General features: G+C 64.9%; 17 protein-coding genes. 5 read left to right on the forward strand and 12 right to left on the reverse strand.

The window, feature by feature from the left end; genetic code table 11:
• Window positions 1–8 precede the first annotated feature (8 nt).
• The 5 genes from VJ109_RS10725 to VJ109_RS10745 form a co-directional block, all read right to left on the reverse strand.
• Complete coding sequence (locus VJ109_RS10725; RefSeq protein WP_276222857.1) at window positions 9–179, reverse strand: hypothetical protein; 171 nt, start codon at window positions 177–179, stop codon at window positions 9–11.
• Window positions 180–213: 34 nt separating this feature from the next.
• Window positions 214–402 carry a hypothetical protein gene (locus tag VJ109_RS10730; RefSeq protein ID WP_324756647.1) on the reverse strand — a complete coding sequence of 63 codons (189 nt, stop codon included), beginning with the start codon at window positions 400–402 and terminating at the stop codon, window positions 214–216.
• Between the two features lie 45 nt (window positions 403–447).
• Window positions 448–1,131 carry a hypothetical protein gene (locus VJ109_RS10735; protein ID WP_324756648.1) on the reverse strand — a complete coding sequence of 228 codons (684 nt, stop codon included), beginning with the start codon at window positions 1,129–1,131 and terminating at the stop codon, window positions 448–450.
• Window positions 1,132–1,197: 66 nt separating this feature from the next.
• The gene (locus VJ109_RS10740; protein ID WP_324756650.1) at window positions 1,198–3,456 is read right to left on the reverse strand and encodes an amino acid permease; all 2,259 of its coding nucleotides are present in this window, start codon (window positions 3,454–3,456) and stop codon (window positions 1,198–1,200) included.
• Complete coding sequence (locus VJ109_RS10745; protein ID WP_324756651.1) at window positions 3,449–3,886, reverse strand: universal stress protein; 438 nt, start codon at window positions 3,884–3,886, stop codon at window positions 3,449–3,451. Before VJ109_RS10745 ends, VJ109_RS10740 begins: the two co-directional genes overlap by 8 nt.
• Window positions 3,887–4,071: 185 nt before the next feature.
• On the opposite strand from VJ109_RS10745, the gene trkA reads away from it, so the two are divergent.
• Window positions 4,072–5,403, forward strand: a complete 1,332-nt coding sequence (trkA, locus tag VJ109_RS10750) for a Trk system potassium transporter TrkA (protein ID WP_324756652.1) — start codon at window positions 4,072–4,074, stop codon at window positions 5,401–5,403.
• Window positions 5,400–6,977, forward strand: a complete 1,578-nt coding sequence (locus VJ109_RS10755) for a TrkH family potassium uptake protein (protein ID WP_324756653.1) — start codon at window positions 5,400–5,402, stop codon at window positions 6,975–6,977. The genes trkA and VJ109_RS10755 overlap by 4 nt, the downstream gene beginning before the upstream one ends.
• Here the strand turns inward: VJ109_RS10755 and VJ109_RS10760 are convergent.
• Complete coding sequence (locus tag VJ109_RS10760) at window positions 6,974–8,509, reverse strand: TrkH family potassium uptake protein (protein WP_324756655.1); 1,536 nt, start codon at window positions 8,507–8,509, stop codon at window positions 6,974–6,976. The two genes, VJ109_RS10755 and VJ109_RS10760, sit on opposite strands and share 4 nt — an antisense overlap.
• A 246-nt stretch (window positions 8,510–8,755) precedes the next feature.
• Between VJ109_RS10760 and phoU the strand changes: the two genes are divergently transcribed.
• Window positions 8,756–9,436: a phosphate signaling complex protein PhoU gene (gene phoU / locus VJ109_RS10765; protein WP_324756656.1), complete on the forward strand. Its 681-nt coding sequence runs from the start codon at window positions 8,756–8,758 to the stop codon at window positions 9,434–9,436.
• Between the two features lie 15 nt (window positions 9,437–9,451).
• Here the strand turns inward: phoU and VJ109_RS10770 are convergent, their stop codons facing one another.
• The 3 genes from VJ109_RS10770 to VJ109_RS10780 all read right to left on the reverse strand — a co-directional run bounded on the left by VJ109_RS10770 (window position 9,452) and on the right by VJ109_RS10780 (window position 11,653).
• A complete protein-coding gene (locus VJ109_RS10770; protein WP_324756657.1) occupies window positions 9,452–10,795 on the reverse strand; it encodes an alkaline phosphatase family protein in 1,344 nt (447 codons plus the stop codon).
• A gap of 85 nt (window positions 10,796–10,880) precedes the next feature.
• On the reverse strand, window positions 10,881–11,006 hold the full coding sequence (locus VJ109_RS10775; RefSeq protein WP_324756659.1) for a hypothetical protein: 126 nt from the start codon (window positions 11,004–11,006) through the stop codon (window positions 10,881–10,883).
• Between the two features lie 113 nt (window positions 11,007–11,119).
• Complete coding sequence (locus VJ109_RS10780) at window positions 11,120–11,653, reverse strand: inorganic diphosphatase (protein ID WP_324760340.1); 534 nt, start codon at window positions 11,651–11,653, stop codon at window positions 11,120–11,122.
• 255 nt (window positions 11,654–11,908) lie between these two features.
• On the opposite strand from VJ109_RS10780, the gene VJ109_RS10785 reads away from it, so the two are divergent.
• Complete coding sequence (locus VJ109_RS10785) at window positions 11,909–12,268, forward strand: PadR family transcriptional regulator (protein ID WP_324756661.1); 360 nt, start codon at window positions 11,909–11,911, stop codon at window positions 12,266–12,268.
• 2 nt (window positions 12,269–12,270) lie between these two features.
• Here VJ109_RS10785 and VJ109_RS10790 read toward each other — a convergent pair whose 3' ends face one another.
• The 3 genes from VJ109_RS10790 to VJ109_RS10800 all read right to left on the reverse strand — a co-directional run bounded on the left by VJ109_RS10790 (window position 12,271) and on the right by VJ109_RS10800 (window position 13,881).
• A complete protein-coding gene (locus tag VJ109_RS10790; protein ID WP_324756663.1) occupies window positions 12,271–12,825 on the reverse strand; it encodes a DUF7108 domain-containing protein in 555 nt (184 codons plus the stop codon).
• Window positions 12,818–13,411: a ribonuclease HI gene (rnhA, locus tag VJ109_RS10795; protein WP_324756665.1), complete on the reverse strand. Its 594-nt coding sequence runs from the start codon at window positions 13,409–13,411 to the stop codon at window positions 12,818–12,820. The genes VJ109_RS10790 and rnhA overlap by 8 nt, the downstream gene beginning before the upstream one ends.
• 62 nt (window positions 13,412–13,473) lie before the next feature.
• On the reverse strand, window positions 13,474–13,881 hold the full coding sequence (locus tag VJ109_RS10800) for a hypothetical protein (RefSeq protein WP_324756667.1): 408 nt from the start codon (window positions 13,879–13,881) through the stop codon (window positions 13,474–13,476).
• A 96-nt stretch (window positions 13,882–13,977) separates the two neighbouring features.
• Here VJ109_RS10800 and nreA point away from each other — a divergent pair, with 96 nt between their 5' ends.
• Window positions 13,978–15,252 carry a DNA repair protein NreA gene (gene nreA, locus VJ109_RS10805; RefSeq protein WP_324756668.1) on the forward strand — a complete coding sequence of 425 codons (1,275 nt, stop codon included), beginning with the start codon at window positions 13,978–13,980 and terminating at the stop codon, window positions 15,250–15,252.
• The last annotated feature ends 11 nt before the right edge of the window (window positions 15,253–15,263 follow it).

A 15,263-nucleotide genomic window follows, 5' to 3' on the forward strand; every position in this document is an offset into this window, starting at 1 on the left:
GGGTCGACTCAGGCCTTCGCACCGGCGACGCCGCTGCCGATGGCGGCGCCACACTCGGTACACGCGACGAGATAGAACCGCTTGGAGGCGGCGAAGAATCCGGTCGTCGCGTCCATCTCGACGAACTCCACGTCGTCCTGTGCGTCCAGGGTCGCCTCGCATTCGGGGCAGTGAACCATTGGTGGGCGATCGTGATTCGGTTGCGGGCAGTTCTCAGACGGCACCGCCGCCACCGGCCTTCGCACCGGCGACGCCGCTGCCGATCGTTGCGCCACAGGCGGCACAGTTGGCGGTGTAGAACCGCTTGGAGGCCGCCAGGAGCCCGGTCGTGGCGTTCATCTCGGCGAACTCGATGTCGTCCGCCTCGGCCAGGGTTGTCTCACATTCAGGGCAGTGTACCATACACGCGCCCGTACTCGGTCGGCGATGAAATAGCTGTGGGCTGGCTCAGTAGTGTCGGAACAGCAGTTGCCGGACATCGTCTTTTGTCCGCACCCCCGTCGTCGTCCCGTCCGGGAGATCGACTTCGTATGGTTCCTCGCTGGTCTCGCTTTTGCGCCACTTGTCGTCGTGTTCCCGGAGGAGCCGGTTGGCCGCCGCGAGGACGCCGCTGGGGCCGCTTCCACCTGTCTCCTCGTCCGTGTCGCCGTCCGTGGCTTCGTCGTCGGCCACGTCAGTGCTGTCGTCGGCGCCTGCGCCATCGGTGTCGTCGTCCTCGCTTTCAGGAGTCGCCGTGCCGGCAGATGGAGCGTCGGCGGTAGGGCTGTCTCCGTCGTCCGACACCGTCTCGTCACCGTCGACCTCCACACCGTCGAGGCGCCGTGCGAGTTCCGCCGGTCCGAGTGTCGTCAGGAGCTTCCCGCGCATCTCGTCGGCGTTGATACCGCTTCCCGGGATGTCGTCGACGGTCGAGGCGATCTGCTGGAGTTCGGGGTACTCGGCCGACGCGATGCGGTCGTAGGGGCCGCGCTCTTCCCCCTGCTCGTCCGGCGGCGTGTACGTGTCTAGCAGGTAGTCCAGCGCGTCTTCGACCGTCGTGTGGCCGTACGTCTCGACGAAGGCCGCTTCGACGTCGGCACGGACGGCTTCGAGTTGCTCCCGTTGGGACTCGGTGATCGATAGCTCCGGCATCGTTCGGGGCAACGGCGGCCCGTGGCATAATTCGTTCCCCGTCCGAGACGGGGGTCCCGGCGTCGGCTACCCGAACAACCGCTCCAACAGGCTGCGACTCCGGTGTTTCTCGGCCAGCAGGACCGAACATTCCACGTCGTCGACGACGTCGAGCACGAGCGATCCCGACATCAGCCGCCGGAGCAGTCCCTCCTCGGTCGCGCCGATCAACACCAGTGTCGCGTCCTCGGCGGCCGATTCGATCGCGTGTTCGACATCTCCGGTTTCGACCCGGCGTGTGGCGTCCGTGAGTTCGTGATCGGCAGCCCAGGCGTCCAGGAAGTCCCGTGCTTCGGCCTCGGACCCGTCGCCGCTGGCGACGTTCAACAGCGTCACTTCCGAGTCGTATTCGGCCTGGAGCAGTCGCGCGATCTCGGCCGAGAGATCCGAGTCCGGACCGCCGGCGGTCGGCAGGAGGATTCGCGAGGGGTCGAACCCGCGGTCGCGCAACACCAGGAAGTCACAGGGCACCGACTCGGTCAGTTCGTCGAACGCGGACTCGGCGCGGCCCGGCGAGCCGTGGGCGTCCGGCCCCCACCCCATCACGACGAGGTCCGCGTCGTGGGTCTTGGCGGCGTCGAAGATCTCGTCGAACGATCGGTGGGAGATGATCGTGTGTGTCTCGACGTCGACACCGAACGTCTCGGCGTCTTCACGGGCACTCTGGAGCAATCCGGCCGAGGTCTCGTCGATCTCGTCGGCACGCTCGGCAGCACCGGCCAGGGCTGTCTGGTCCGGCACCGTGACGATGTGGGTCGCGACGACCGTCCCCCCACGCTGTTTGGCGATGGCGCTGGCAAGCGTAATGAGCTCAGTCTCGTGTTCCGGGTTCGCAAGCGGGACCATCACGCGGTACTGGCCCCCGTCGGGCTGGACGCTGGCGGCGGCGTTGACCGCGGCGTCGGGCAACTCCTCGGACCGCGAGAGGATGTGCTCCGAGAGGATGCCCCGTTTCTCTGTGCGGGTCCGGGCGTAGCCGGCGTACCAGAGAACTGCCGCGCCGGCGATTCCGAACGTGAGCAACAGCGCCTCGCCCGGGACGAACGCGAGCAACGCGAACGAGAGCACGGTCCCCAGGATCGGCAACAGCGGGAACAGCGGGACGGTAAAGTCCGGAGCGTACTCCTCGGGAGCGACGACCCGCATCACGATCAGCGCGACGTTCAACAGCCCGTAGATGATCAAGTGGAGGCCGGAGGCGGCACCGGACAGCAGCGCGATGTCGCCGACCACGATGAACAGCAGGATGAGCCCGCCGGTGATCCCGATGGCCCGGTAGGGCGTCCCGAACCGGTCGTGGATCTCGTTGAGCGCCGGCGTGACGATGCCGTCCCGACCCATCGCGAAGTTGATCCGCGAGGACGCAAGGATCGACGCGTTCGCGCTGGAGGCCGTCGCCAGCAGGCCGCCGAACAGCAACGCACCGCCCATCAGTGCCCCCTGGAGATACTCCCCGATCTCGACGACGGCGATGGGTCGTGGCTCGTCCGCCGGGACGTCGACGAACAGGTCGGCGATGAACCCTTCGGGGACGGCCGCGCTCATGACGACCAACACCAGCGCGTAGATGACCGTCACGAGGACGACGCTGCCGATGACTGCACGCGGGAGGTTCTTTCCCGGGTCTTTGATCTCCTCGGCGACGCTCGTGATCTGGACGAACCCCAGATACGAGACGAAGATCAGCCCCGTCGTCTCCAGTGTCGTGACGACGTCACGGGCTGGCGGGAGGTTCGCTGGGTCGGCCCGCAGCGTCCCCAGGAGGGTGAACACCGCCAGGATGGCCACCAGGAGGACGACGATGACGTTCTGGAGCCGACCGGTCTCCTTGGCCCCGACGTAGTTGATCGCGACGAAGAAGGCACCGCCGACCAACGCGATCAACTGGATGTACGAAAGCGAGAGCGGACCGGCACCGACCGAGCCGCTGAGTCCGAATATCCGTGCGATGTAGCGCCCGAAGCCGACCATGTAGAAGGCGCTTGCGAACGCCAGGCCGAGCCAGTTCGCCCAGCCGGCGACCGAGCCAAACAGCGGCCCCAGTGCGTGGTTGACGTAGTAGTACGCACCGCCCGAGCGGGGCATAGCGGTCCCGAGTTCGCTGGCCGACAGCGCCGTGAACATCGCGATGACGCCCCCGAGGACGAACGCGGCGGCGGCCATCGAACCGGCGTTCATGATCGCCTCACCCGGGAGGACGAAGATCCCGGCCCCGATCATCGTTCCGACACCGATCGTCAGCGCCGCCAACGGGCCGAGATCCTTCGCGAGGTCTTGCTCACCCATCGCCGTCTGTCACCCCCGTCTCCGAGTCCGCGTCGGGCAACACGACAACCGGGCGGTCGTTCTCCGTGATCAGGCGAAGCGCCACGTCGCCGGTGATGAGTTGGACGATCCGGTTCCCACCTCGCGGGGTCACGACGACCGCCGTCGCGTCGTGGTCCGTGGCCGCCTCGAAGATCGTCTCGACGACGTCGGTGCCGTAGTAGATCTCGGTCTCGATGTCCCCGAGGACCTCCCCGGCGGCCGCGAACATCTCTTCGGCGGCGAGTTCGCGCTGTTCGACGCCGGCCTTGTCCGGGGCGCCGCCGGCCTTCTCGATCACGTTCACGACGACGACCTCGCCGTACTCCTGGCCCGCCAGCGCCCGAGCGGACCCCTCGGCGTCCTCCTCGCTGGCGACCGGGAGTACGACCCGATCCAGCAGATCAGCCATGATCGCCTCTCCGGTCGGGGAGCCGTTGCTCGTCGCTGTCCAGCGACCATACCGTGGCTGATCGGTTCATATCCGCTTCGAGGTACGGACCATAATTAACGTTCACGTCTGGCGGCACCTGTGAGATAGAAACCCACTTTACGCCGCCACCTGAAGCGGGCAGACATGAACTGGGAGGGTCGCGCGTGTACGTGATCATCGTCGGGGCCGGCGAGGTCGGCTCGGCCATCGCCGAGAGCCTCGCGGACTCACACGACGTGGCCGTCGTCGACATCGACGGCGACCGGGTCGAGCAGTTGATGTACGACGTCGACGTCCTCGGCGTCGAGGGCGACGGTGCCGACTTAGATACGCTCCAGGAGGCCGGAATCGACGGGGCGGACATGGTGATCGCCAGCACAGACAACGACGAGACGAACATCGTCACCTGCGGGACGGCAAAGACCGTCGCTGACGTGTTCACCATCTCCCGGGTCAAGAGCGCCCGGTTCCTCCGGACCTGGGAGCACGCCGAGGGAGCACTTGGCGTCGACCACATGGTCGCGACGAATCTCATGACCGCAGAGACTGTCAGCCGCGTCATCGGGCTCCCCGCGGCAAGCGATGTCGAGACCTTCGCTGGCGGCATCGTCCAGATGGCCCAGTTCGAGATCATCCAGAGCAGTCCGGTCACTGGCCAGACCGTCGAGGAGGCCGACCGCTACGAATCGCTTACCTTCGCCGCGATCATCCGGGACGACGATATCGTCATCCCCAGCGGGGACACCGTCATCGAGACGGGCGACGACGCTATCGTCATCGGCAGCCGCGACAGCGTCCAGTCGTTTGCACACGACGTATCGCCGGAACTCGACCGCGCTCGCGACGTACTCATCGTCGGCGGCAGCGACATCGGCTACCACACTGCACGCCTCCTCCAGGAACGCGGCCTCAAACCCCGGTTGATCGAGCGCGACTACGAGCGGGCACGGGAACTGGCCGAGCAACTCTCCGGAACGACCGTCCTGGAGAACGACGCGACAGACCGTGAGTTCCTCCAACGGGAACACGTCGAGGACGTCGATGCCGTCGTCGCGGCCCTCGATAGCGACGAGAAGAACCTGCTCGCCGGCCTGCTCGCCAAGCGTCTGGGTGCCGACCGGGCCGTCGCGATCGTCGACGCCGGGGAGTACGTCGAGCTGTTCAAGGAGGTCGGCATCGACGTGGCGATCAACCCCCGAGAGGTCACCGCCGAGGAGATCACTCGGTTCACCCGGGAACACCGTGCGGAAAACGTCGCGATCATCCAATCGGACCGCGCGGAGGTCCTCGAAATCGAGGTCGACGCCGACAGCGTACTGGCCGGGCGTCCGATCCGCGAGTCCGTCGCGGACCTCCCAGAGGGAGTCGTCATCGGCGCGATCACCCGCGACGGCGAACTAGTCATCCCCCGCGGTGACACCGTCATCGAGGCGGACGACCACGTCGTCGTGTTCGTTGACGCCGCGGCCCTCGACGAGGCCAGCGCGAAACTGTGACGCTCGCCAGTACGGCTCCGGGACACGGGGACGTTCGTGTCGATTGGCGGGCCTCTGTTTCGCTGGTCGGGACCGTGGTGAAGTACCTCTCGGTCCCGCTGGTGCTCCCGTTGCTCGTCGCGCTGTACTACGGTGACGGGATCACGACGTTCGGTGTCTCCATCGTCGTCACCGTCGTCCTGGGCGTCGCGCTGGAACAGTTCGACGCCGACCCGGATATGGGTGCCCGTGAAGCGTTCCTGATGGTGTCGCTCACGTGGCTGGCCGTCGCGATCGTCGGCACGTTCCCCTACCTGATTGCGGGCTACGGGACCGAGTCGACGCTCGCGAATCCGGTCAACGCCCTCTTCGAGTCGATGTCCGGGTTCACAACGACCGGTGCGACCGTGATGGGATCGATCGGGTTCGAACGACACTCCCACGCGCTGATGCTGTGGCGTCAACTCACCCAGTGGCTCGGCGGCATGGGGATCGTTGTTCTGGCCGTAGCTATCCTTCCGGAACTCTCCGTGGGTGGTGCCCAACTGATGGACGCGGAGGCACCTGGCCCGGGTATCGAGAAGCTCACGCCACACATCGCTGAGACCGCCCGCGTGCTCTGGCTCGCGTACTTCGGGTTTACGCTGCTAGAGATCGGCCTGTTGTACGGCGCCCACGTGGCGGGGTTCGCGCCGAACATGGGCGTGTACAACGCGGTCGCCCACGGGCTGACGACGCTCCCGACCGGCGGTTTCTCCCCCGAAGCTCGTTCGATCGAAGCGTTCTCGGCGGTCGTCCAGTGGCTCGTCATCCCGTTCATGGTCGTCGCCGGCACCAACTTCGCGCTGATCTGGCGCGCGCTCAGGGAGGAGCCGCTCTCGCTCCCGGCAGACAGCGAGTTCCGCCTCTACACGGGCGCGATGGCCGCGTTCACGGCCGTTATCGCCGGGCTTCTCTTTGCTGGGGTCGGAGCCGGGCTGGAATCCATCCCGAGCGCCGTCCCGACCATTCCGGGCAACGCGGAACGAGCGCTCAGACACGGCACTTTCCAGGTCGTCTCCATCGTGACGACGACCGGCTACGCGTCGATGGATTTCAACACCTGGAGCCAGTCGACGAAGGCCCTCCTGCTGTTTGCGATGTTTCTCGGCGGATCGGCCGGCTCGACCGGCGGTTCGATCAAGGTGATCCGCTGGCTGGTCATCATCAAATCGTTGCGCCGCGAGCTGTTCACGATCGTCCACCCCGAGGCCGTGACGCCGGTCACGCTTGGCGGACGGGCGCTCGACGAACGGGCGATCCGGGGGATCTACGCGTTCACGCTGCTGTACGTCGTTCTCTTCTTCGTCAGCGTCGTGTTGGTGTTTCTGGACACGGTACGGGTCGGCTACTCGGTCTCTGTTCTGGAGGTCATGTCTGCCATCGCGGCGACGCTTGGCAACGTCGGTCCGGGCTTCGGTGCTGTCGGTCCGATGAACAGCTACATCGACTTTGCCCCGACCAGTAAAGTGTACATGATCCTGCTGATGTGGGCCGGCCGGCTGGAGATCCTGCCGGTGTTCGTCCTGTTGACGAGGGCGTACTGGCGGTCCTAACGCCGCCAGAACGTCGGGGTGAACACCGCCAGGACGGTGATGATCTCTAGGCGTCCCGCCCACATCAGCAGGATCATCACGAACTTCGTCGTGTCCGGCAGCATGAGATACGAGCCGAACGGTCCGAGCCGGCCGAACGCGGGGCCGATGTTCCCGATGGCCGCCAGGCTCGCACCGACGGCCTCCAGAGCGGTCAGTTCGATGCCGACCCGGGCAGCATCGAGGGCGATGAACAACGCACCAAGTCCGAACAGCAGGAAGTACAGGATCGTAAAGCCGACGACCCCTCGGATCGCCTTCTCGTCGATCACGTGGCTGCCCAGCCGGATCGGCCGGACGGCTTCGGGATGGGTCGCCTGGAACAGCTCGCGGCGCAACGACTTGAGAACGATGAGCCAGCGGATCACCTTGATTCCCCCGCCGGTCGAGCCCGCCGACCCCCCGATGAACATGGTGAACAGGAGGACGAGCTGCCCGTGTGTGTTCCACTCGGCGAAGTTACTCGTCGCGTATCCCGTGGAGTTCATCAGCGATCCGACCTGGAAGGCGGCCTGTCGCAACGCGTTCCAGAAGGTCCCCTGCGTGGTTCCACCGGGCGAGACGGTCGGTGCGGCCCCGAAAAACAGTAGCCCGGTGAGCACGGCAGTCAGGACGGCGATGGCCCCAGCGTAGGCACGGAACTCCCGATCACGGAGGGGCCGTCCCAGGTCGCCGTCGAACAGGTGCCAGAACAGCGCGAAGTTGGTGCCGGCGACGACCATGAACGGGATGACGAGCCACTGGACGGCCACCGAGAAGGCAGCGATGCTGTCTGCCCTCGTCGAGAAGCCGCCAGTCGGGAGCGTCGAGAACGCGTGTGCGATGGAAGTGTATAGGTCCATCTCCGGGGCGTAGCCCAGCACGTGCAGGCCGTACAACAGGACCGCGAGTAGGACGGTGAACGCGAAGTACGCCTGCCAGAGGATGCGGGCGGTCTCGGCGATCCGGGGGGTGAGTTTCTCCAAGGTGGGGCCGGGCGCTTCTTCGCTGACCAGCTGTGCACCGTTGACCGACAGTTCCGGCAGGATCGCGACCATCAGGACGATGATCCCCATGCCACCGAGCCACTGGGTGAGTTGGCGCCACAGCATCAACGCGTGGGAGTGGCTGTCGGTGCTGATCGAGCCCATCACGGTCGCGCCGGTCGTCGAGATGCCCGACATCGACTCGAAGAGGGCGTTGACCGGGTCCGCCAGGGTCGACTCGGTCCCGTAGCCGGCCAGGACGTACGGCACCGCGGCGACGACGGCGACGACGAACCACGCGAGTGCGACGAACAGCAGCGCCTCCCGGGATTGGAGGTCTTCGTCCCCGTCGAGCTGTTCCAGCCCGAACCCGAGGCCCACGGTGACGATGATCGAGATCCCGAAGACGCCGACGTCCTCGCCGTAGACGATCGCGGTTACTAGCGGAACGAGCATCGCTACCGAGAGGAACTTCACGACCGTTCCGGTCAGTGCGACACTCTTGTGCCAGTTTACGACAGTATTCATAACGCGTGACGACCCCGTTCAGCCGGATCGATCCCGGTGGATTCTGTCTGGAACATCGGTTTTCGACGCTCTCGTCGCGAGTGCCGACCGGACCCGTCGACCGATCGGCCGTGACAGGCATCACTCGGACACGCGGGACTATTAAAATTGGCAGAGTCACGTCGATCGCTGCGCTGCCGTCGAGGAGTATCGGGAGATATTGAGAGAAGGGAAAGGCTGATACGCGCGACCGGCACACTCCCGACCATGCCACGCGAATCGTATCAGGAGCGGCTCGAAACCCTCCGTGAGGACGTCCTCTACATGTCCGAAGTCGTCCTCGAACGCTTCCGGCTCGGTCTCAACGCGCTCGAACAGAAAGACGAGGAGATCGCCTGGGAGGTCATCGACGGCGACGACGAGGTGAACCAACTGTATCTGGATCTCGAACAGGACTGTATCGATCTGCTGGCACTCCAGCAACCGGTCGCTTCGGATCTCCGGTTTATCGCGGCCTCGTTCAAGATCATCACCGACCTCGAACGGGTCGGCGATCTGGCGACGAACCTCGGCGAGTATTCGATGGACGCCGAACGCGACGTGTTCCCGGAGGTCGACATCCAGGATATCGGCACGGCCGTCGTCGAGATGATCGAGGACGCGATGGTTGCCTACAGCGAGGAAGATCCGGAGCAGTGTTACGCGATCGCCGAGACCGACGACGTCATCGACGAACAGTGCGAGGACGCCTCGGAGGCGGTCGTCCGTGACCTCATCGAGCGCCAGATCGACGCCGACTCCAGCGGAACCGACATCGAACAGCTGATGGCCGACGTTTCTCGGCTGTTGTTGACGATCCGTGACATCGAGCGTGTCGGCGATCACGCGGTCAATATCGCCGCCCGAACGCTGTACATGGTCGAGAACGACGACGACCTGATCTACTGACCGCGACCGACGCGTCTAGACGAGACTCGTCCCGTCGAACTCCGCGCGGTCGTAGTCGTGGTCCAGTAGCGAGAGGAGCGTCGGTGCGATGTCGTAGAGGTCGGCGTCGTTGATGCGGGCGTCGTCGTCCTCGACGAGCAGGGTCGCGTTGTCGAAACTGTGCATCCCGTTGCGCGGGCCGACGCCGAAGACGTCTTCGGAACCTTTGAAGCCGGCCTTGAGGTCGAAGCCGTGGTTCGGGACGACGACCAGGTCCGGCGCGATGTCCTCGTGGTCGCCGCGGAACGCGTCCTCCTTGGTGACCACCCGGTCGGCGACCGGGTTCCCGTCGGGGCCGTCGAGCGCTTCGAGTTTCCCTTTGAGTTCCGAGCGGACCTGTTCGTACTCGTCCTGTGGGACGCTCCCGTTCGGTTCCCGTCCTTCGAGGTTGATGTAGAAGCGACCGGGAATGAGCGAGTACGCTTTCGTGTCGTCGCTGATGTCGCCCAGTTCCGAGTGGTCGTCGTCGTCGAAGTCGAGCCATCCCTCCTGGCGGAGCCACTCGTTGCAGTGGACCTCGTAGTCCAGGGCGGTGAACCCGTGGTCGGAGGCGACGACCATCGTCACGTCGTCGGGGAGCATCTCGCGGAGCCGCCCCAGGTACTCGTCGACCTTGCTGTAGAAGTCCAGGAACGCCTCCCGGTCGTCGGTCTCGTCGACGTAGTCTTTGAACAGGAAGTGGTTGACCCGGTCGGTGGTCATGAACACGCCGAAAAAGAGGTCCCAGTCGTCCTGCTGGACGTAGTGTTTGAACGTCTCGAAGCGCTTCTCGACGGTCTCGTGGGCGTCCTCGACGAACTCGGTCTTGTCGTCGTCGTGGCCGAGCTTCGCGTTGACGTCGATCCGGTAGTCCGTCTCTTGGAGACGGTCACGCAGGTCGTCGGGATAGGCCGCCTTGTCGACACCGGGCGAGAGAAAGCCCGAGACCATCCGTTGGACGTTGCGCTGGGGCGGGAACGTGACGGGGACGTTCAGTACCGTCGCGTCCCGGCCGTCCTCGGTGACCCGGTCCCAGAGACGTTCGGCCTGGACGTCCCGGCCCATCGGGACGTAGGTGTCGTAGGACCCGACCTCGCGGTCCTGGAAGCCGTAGACGCCGGTCTGTCCCGGGTTGACGCCGGTCGTCAGCGACGGCCAGCAGGCGCTGGACTCCGGCGGGACGATGCTGTCGATCGCGCCGCCGCTGCCGTCTGCGGCCAGTTCCGTGAGGTTCGGGAACACGTCCGGATGCTGGTCGATGAGGCTGTACGGTACGCCGTCGATACCGAAAAACGCGACGCGTGGGCCGTCGTCGCCCTTCAAACGGTCGAATAGTCCCATGCCCGTCTTTACTGGTGACGGGGACAAGAAGCTTCTTTTCGCAACAGCGTCGGGAGAAGCGGCAACCTGTACACCGGTGACAGTGTTACTCGCCGGTAGCAGCGTTTTCGGGAACGACTGTCACGTGGTCGATCCCGGGCGGTTCACTGTCTGTCGGCTCCGGAACGACCGTCGGGTGATCGAGTGCTGCGTCTGTCTGATCGGTCGCCATCACACCAACTACTACCACCCGTTGCCCCTAAAAATTACCCATGCTCATAAATCATCGGCAACACCCGCCGATATTATCGATGAGCATGGCCCGTCGGGAACGGACCGGCCGGCTCAGTCGAACTGCTCGTCGTAGAGGTCCTGCGCGTGCTCGATGGCGTCTTTCGCGGCCTGCTTGTCCTCGAAGCCCTGGGTCTCGACTTCCTTGCCCTCCTCCAGGTTCTTGTAGGTCGCGAAGAACTCGTCGATCTCGTCTAAGGTCTGCTGGGGGATGTCGTCGAGGTCCTCGATGTGGTCGTAGCGGGGGTCCTCGATGGGGACGGCGATGACCTTGTCGTCCTGTTCGCCGTCGTCGTCCATCTTCATCAGCGCGACCGGACGGGCTTCGATGACACAGCCGGGGAACGTCTGGTCCTCCACGAGAACGAGGACATCGAAGGGGTCCTCGTCGTCGTAGTAGCTCTGCGGGATGAAGCCGTAATCGGAGGGGTAGTGGACGTTGCTGTGGAGCACGCGGTCCAGCACGACACCGGGAACCTCCTTGTCGTACTCGTACTTGTTGCGCTCGCCTTTGAGACACTCGACGACGGCGTAGATCTCTTCGGGCGGATTCGGTCCGGTTTCCAGGTCTTCCCAGAGGTTCGTCATCATCCGCGAGTGTGCCGCGCCGGCAAAAATCACTTTCGTCATCGGTTTACCCTGGGCCACAAGATATTTCCTCAGCCCTCGCCGAGTATTAGCGAGGCGACGGTTCTCGCGATGCCGATACAGTTACGACACCTGCAATTATTCAGTTTTTCGACAAAGGCTTGGTCGTCGATAGTGTGGCGCTGTCTGGCACATATTCCTTATAGGATGATTGAGTTAACAAGTGTTAAATAGTTTGACGACATGTCTATATCCATGTCAGAGGCACAAACAGTCACTAGCAGTCCGGGCATCGCGAAAGAACTTACCGCTTTCCAACAGAACATCCTCGTCATCCTATCGGAGGAACCACGGTACGGCCTCGCGATCAAGCGGGAACTCGAATCCTACTACGATGACGAAGTCAACCACGGTCGGCTCTACCCCAACCTCGACGACCTCGTCGAGATGGGTCTCGTCGAGAAGAGCGAACTCGACAAGCGGACCAATCAGTACTCACTGACCGACGAGGGGAAGGAAGCCGTCCTCGACCAGCTTGGATGGGTGTTCTCGAAGTTCGCCACCGACGAGAGCCGTGCGGACGAGCTCCACGACCTGGTCGACGCTCAGCGGTAACTTCAGCGTTCGGGCGACCGACTTTCGGCTTTCTCGACGGCTAACTCGACGGACTCCTCGAGCAGCGACCGCTGTCTCTCGGTCGGCCAGGCGTTGCGCCGGAAGTAGTCGGTCTCGAACTCGGCCAGCTCCGCCGGTGTCGCGTCGGCGATCGGTTTGGCGTAGTGGTTGCTCATAAAATCCGCCAGCGCCTGTGCCGTCGCACCGTGGACCTGGCCGTGGGCCTCGGCAACAGCCTCGGCGACCGCTTCGTTCGCGTCGGCGACGTCGGCCCACTCGTTCGGATCGCCGGTCCCCGAGAGCTGGCGCTCCACGCCGCGGTCGATGTCCTCGACACGGCCGGGTCGGATGACGCCGTCCTCGACCCACTCCTGTGGGTGACAGACGAGGACGTCGCCCGTGTCGTCCTCACGAACGCGAGCGGTGTAGTCGTGTGTCGCGAGCAGCGCCTCGCGGTCGTCCCGGTAGGCCCGTGCTTCGTCCTCGTCGACGGCTTGGCGGGCGAGTCTGGTGAGGCGTTCGGCCTCCTCGATCACGTCGGCTGGCAGTTCAGTCATCGTCGAGTGCGTCGTTGGCTAGCTCGTCGGCCCGCTCGTTTATCTCCCGTGGAACGTGTTCGATCGACCAGTCGTCGAACCGCTGGAGGTGTTCCAGCACTGTCACCCGTTTCTCTCGCAGGTCCGGGTCGTTGGTGTCCCACTCTCCGCGTATCTGCTTGACGAGCAGGTCGGCGTCGACGCGGATCTGGACCTCCGAGAAGCCGTAGTCGGCGGCCACCTCCAGAGCGTGTATCAGGGCGTCGTACTCGGCCTGGTTGTTGGTCGCTCGGCCGATGGTCTCGCCGGCCTCGGTGACGATCCCGCTGTCGTCGACGAGCACGTAGCCGATGGCGGCCGGTCCGGGGTTCCCGCGGGAGGCCCCGTCGGAGTACAGATGGACTCGGCCGCCGTCGTCGCGGAGCACCCCCTCCAGCCGTGCGGTGTCCCCGCCCTGGACGACGACTTTCCCGTCGTAGGCGACCGCAGTCGCTCCGCCGTACTCGGCACGCCAGCGCTCGTGGTCGGTGTTTCCCGATTCGACGGACGCACCTGCGGCTTCGAGTCGCTCGCGTGCAGTCGCCTCGTCGCATTCGATGACCGGCATCGTCTGTGGGTGACCGACCTGTCGGTATAGCGGTTGTGATCGGCCGGAAAAACGCCCTGTCGTCAGTTCCCGGACCGGCCGGCGATCCGTTCGGCACCGGTGCGGCGGCCTTCCTCCCCACCCATGTACCGTTCGGCCAGCGCCGCCACGCCAGCGAGGGTCAGGACGAGGCTACAGACGAGTTGGATCGTCAGGAACGGATCGAAGTTCGCGAACAGGAACGGGGACCCGGCCAGAACGAGCCCACAGACCACTGCGGTGAGTGCGCCGACAGTACTGGCCTGTTTCCCCGAGGAGATCCGGTAGGCCGAGTGGGCGATCGCGAGCGTACCGATCTCACCGAGGAGCACGTTGATGAGCGACTGTTGATGGGATGGCCGGTACACTCCGACGAGTCCGATAATGACGAACCCGAGGAGCGCCGCGATAATCGTCCCCAACTTGAGTACGGTGGTTCTCGTTTCGGACATTATTTATTACACCTGTTGTTACTCGACCCACCTACGTAATAGTTGTTGACGTTCGTGGGGACAGGTTCATAGCGGCCAGGGACCAACGAGCACCGAATGCGCCTCGACGAGTTCATCGACGAGTTCGAGCGCGATGAGGCGGCACAACGGCGTCGCCTGGCCGCCGAGAAGTCCTACGCCATTACGGACCACCTCGAAGACGTCGAGCGACAGGTCCAGCAGGCCGTCCAGGACGACACGCTCGTTGGGTCGACGGCCCCGGAGATCTTCGTCGGCCGATCGGGCTACCCCAACGTCTCGACAGGACTGCTCTCGCCCGTCGAACCCGACGCGGCCGCCGAGGGGTTCGCCACCAGCAGCGACTGGTACGACTCGGGGCTGGGTATCGAGGACGTCCTCCAGCGGCGGACGGGACTGCTCAACTCGGCACAGTCGCTTTCGGTCGACTCGGTCCAGCAACGCGGCAGCGCCTACGACGTTTGGGACGGCTTCGTCGGCGTCCAGCGGGAGGTCGCCATCGCCGACCACCCCGTCGACGTGGAGGTCGGACTCGACGGGACACCCGAGATCGACGTGGGGTTCGACGACGTGCGGACGCCGACCGGCCCACGGGCTAGCGCGACCGGCGCAGACCTCACGGAGAACCCCCACGTCCCGCGATCGGTCGAGAAGACGCTCTCGGACGACGACTGGGCCGCCGAAGGGGCGATGACCTACCTCTACCGGCGCGGGTTCGACGTCTACGACATCAACACGATCCTCTCGGCGGGCGCGCTGGGCCAGGCCAGCGAACGCTCGCTCGTCCCCACCCGGTGGTCGATCACCGCGGTCGACGACACCGTCGGCCAGTATCTCCGGGGGAGCCTGCAGACGGCCGACACCATCGACAAACCCGAGGTCTGGTACAACGAGTACATGGGTAACCGCTACTGGGTGTTGCTCGCGCCCGGCCGCTGGGAGTTCGAACTCGTCGAGATGAAAGCCCCCGAGAGCGTCTGGAACCCGCGCCCGGAGAGTGGCTACTACCTCGCAAGCGCCTACGAGGGCTACGAGGGACGGACCGGCTACGTCGAGGAGACCGCCGGGGCCTACTATGCCGCACGGCTGGCAGCGCTCGAACACCTCCAGGAGCGCGGGCGGCAGGCCAAATGCCTGGTCCTCCGGGAGATCACCGACGACTACTGGGCACCGGTCGGCGTCTGGCAGGTCCGCGAGGGCGTGCGCAACGCCTTCGAAGGGGAGCCGGGCATCGGACAGTCGTTCCGCGAGACGCTCGACGCGATCACCGATCAGCTTCCGGTCGGCTTGGGGCCGTTGCGACGGAAGTCCGAACTGGTCGCTGGCCTCCAGTCACAGCTCACGGACTTCTGACGGCGCAACGT

The organism is Haloarcula montana (assembly GCF_035666295.1).
Classification (GTDB): Archaea; Halobacteriota; Halobacteria; order Halobacteriales; family Haloarculaceae; genus Haloarcula; species Haloarcula montana.

Excerpts from the sequence above, each read along its gene's own strand:
- VJ109_RS10725 (WP_276222857.1), bottom strand. The coding sequence starts at position 179 with ATGGTTCACTGCCCCGAATGCGAGGCGACCCTGGACGCACAGGACGAC.
- VJ109_RS10730 (WP_324756647.1), bottom strand. The coding sequence starts at position 402 with ATGGTACACTGCCCTGAATGTGAGACAACCCTGGCCGAGGCGGACGAC.
- VJ109_RS10735 (WP_324756648.1), bottom strand. The coding sequence starts at position 1,131 with ATGCCGGAGCTATCGATCACCGAGTCCCAACGGGAGCAACTCGAAGCC.
- VJ109_RS10740 (WP_324756650.1), bottom strand. The coding sequence starts at position 3,456 with ATGGGTGAGCAAGACCTCGCGAAGGATCTCGGCCCGTTGGCGGCGCTG.
- VJ109_RS10745 (WP_324756651.1), bottom strand. The coding sequence starts at position 3,886 with ATGGCTGATCTGCTGGATCGGGTCGTACTCCCGGTCGCCAGCGAGGAG.
- VJ109_RS10760 (WP_324756655.1), bottom strand. The coding sequence starts at position 8,509 with ATGAATACTGTCGTAAACTGGCACAAGAGTGTCGCACTGACCGGAACG.
- phoU (WP_324756656.1), top strand. The coding sequence starts at position 8,756 with ATGCCACGCGAATCGTATCAGGAGCGGCTCGAAACCCTCCGTGAGGAC.
- VJ109_RS10770 (WP_324756657.1), bottom strand. The coding sequence starts at position 10,795 with ATGGGACTATTCGACCGTTTGAAGGGCGACGACGGCCCACGCGTCGCG.
- VJ109_RS10775 (WP_324756659.1), bottom strand. The coding sequence starts at position 11,006 with ATGGCGACCGATCAGACAGACGCAGCACTCGATCACCCGACGGTCGTT.
- VJ109_RS10780 (WP_324760340.1), bottom strand. The coding sequence starts at position 11,653 with ATGACGAACCTCTGGGAAGACCTGGAAACCGGACCGAATCCGCCCGAA.
- VJ109_RS10785 (WP_324756661.1), top strand. The coding sequence starts at position 11,909 with ATGTCAGAGGCACAAACAGTCACTAGCAGTCCGGGCATCGCGAAAGAA.
- VJ109_RS10790 (WP_324756663.1), bottom strand. The coding sequence starts at position 12,825 with ATGACTGAACTGCCAGCCGACGTGATCGAGGAGGCCGAACGCCTCACC.
- rnhA (WP_324756665.1), bottom strand. The coding sequence starts at position 13,411 with ATGCCGGTCATCGAATGCGACGAGGCGACTGCACGCGAGCGACTCGAA.
- VJ109_RS10800 (WP_324756667.1), bottom strand. The coding sequence starts at position 13,881 with ATGTCCGAAACGAGAACCACCGTACTCAAGTTGGGGACGATTATCGCG.
- nreA (WP_324756668.1), top strand. The coding sequence starts at position 13,978 with ATGCGCCTCGACGAGTTCATCGACGAGTTCGAGCGCGATGAGGCGGCA.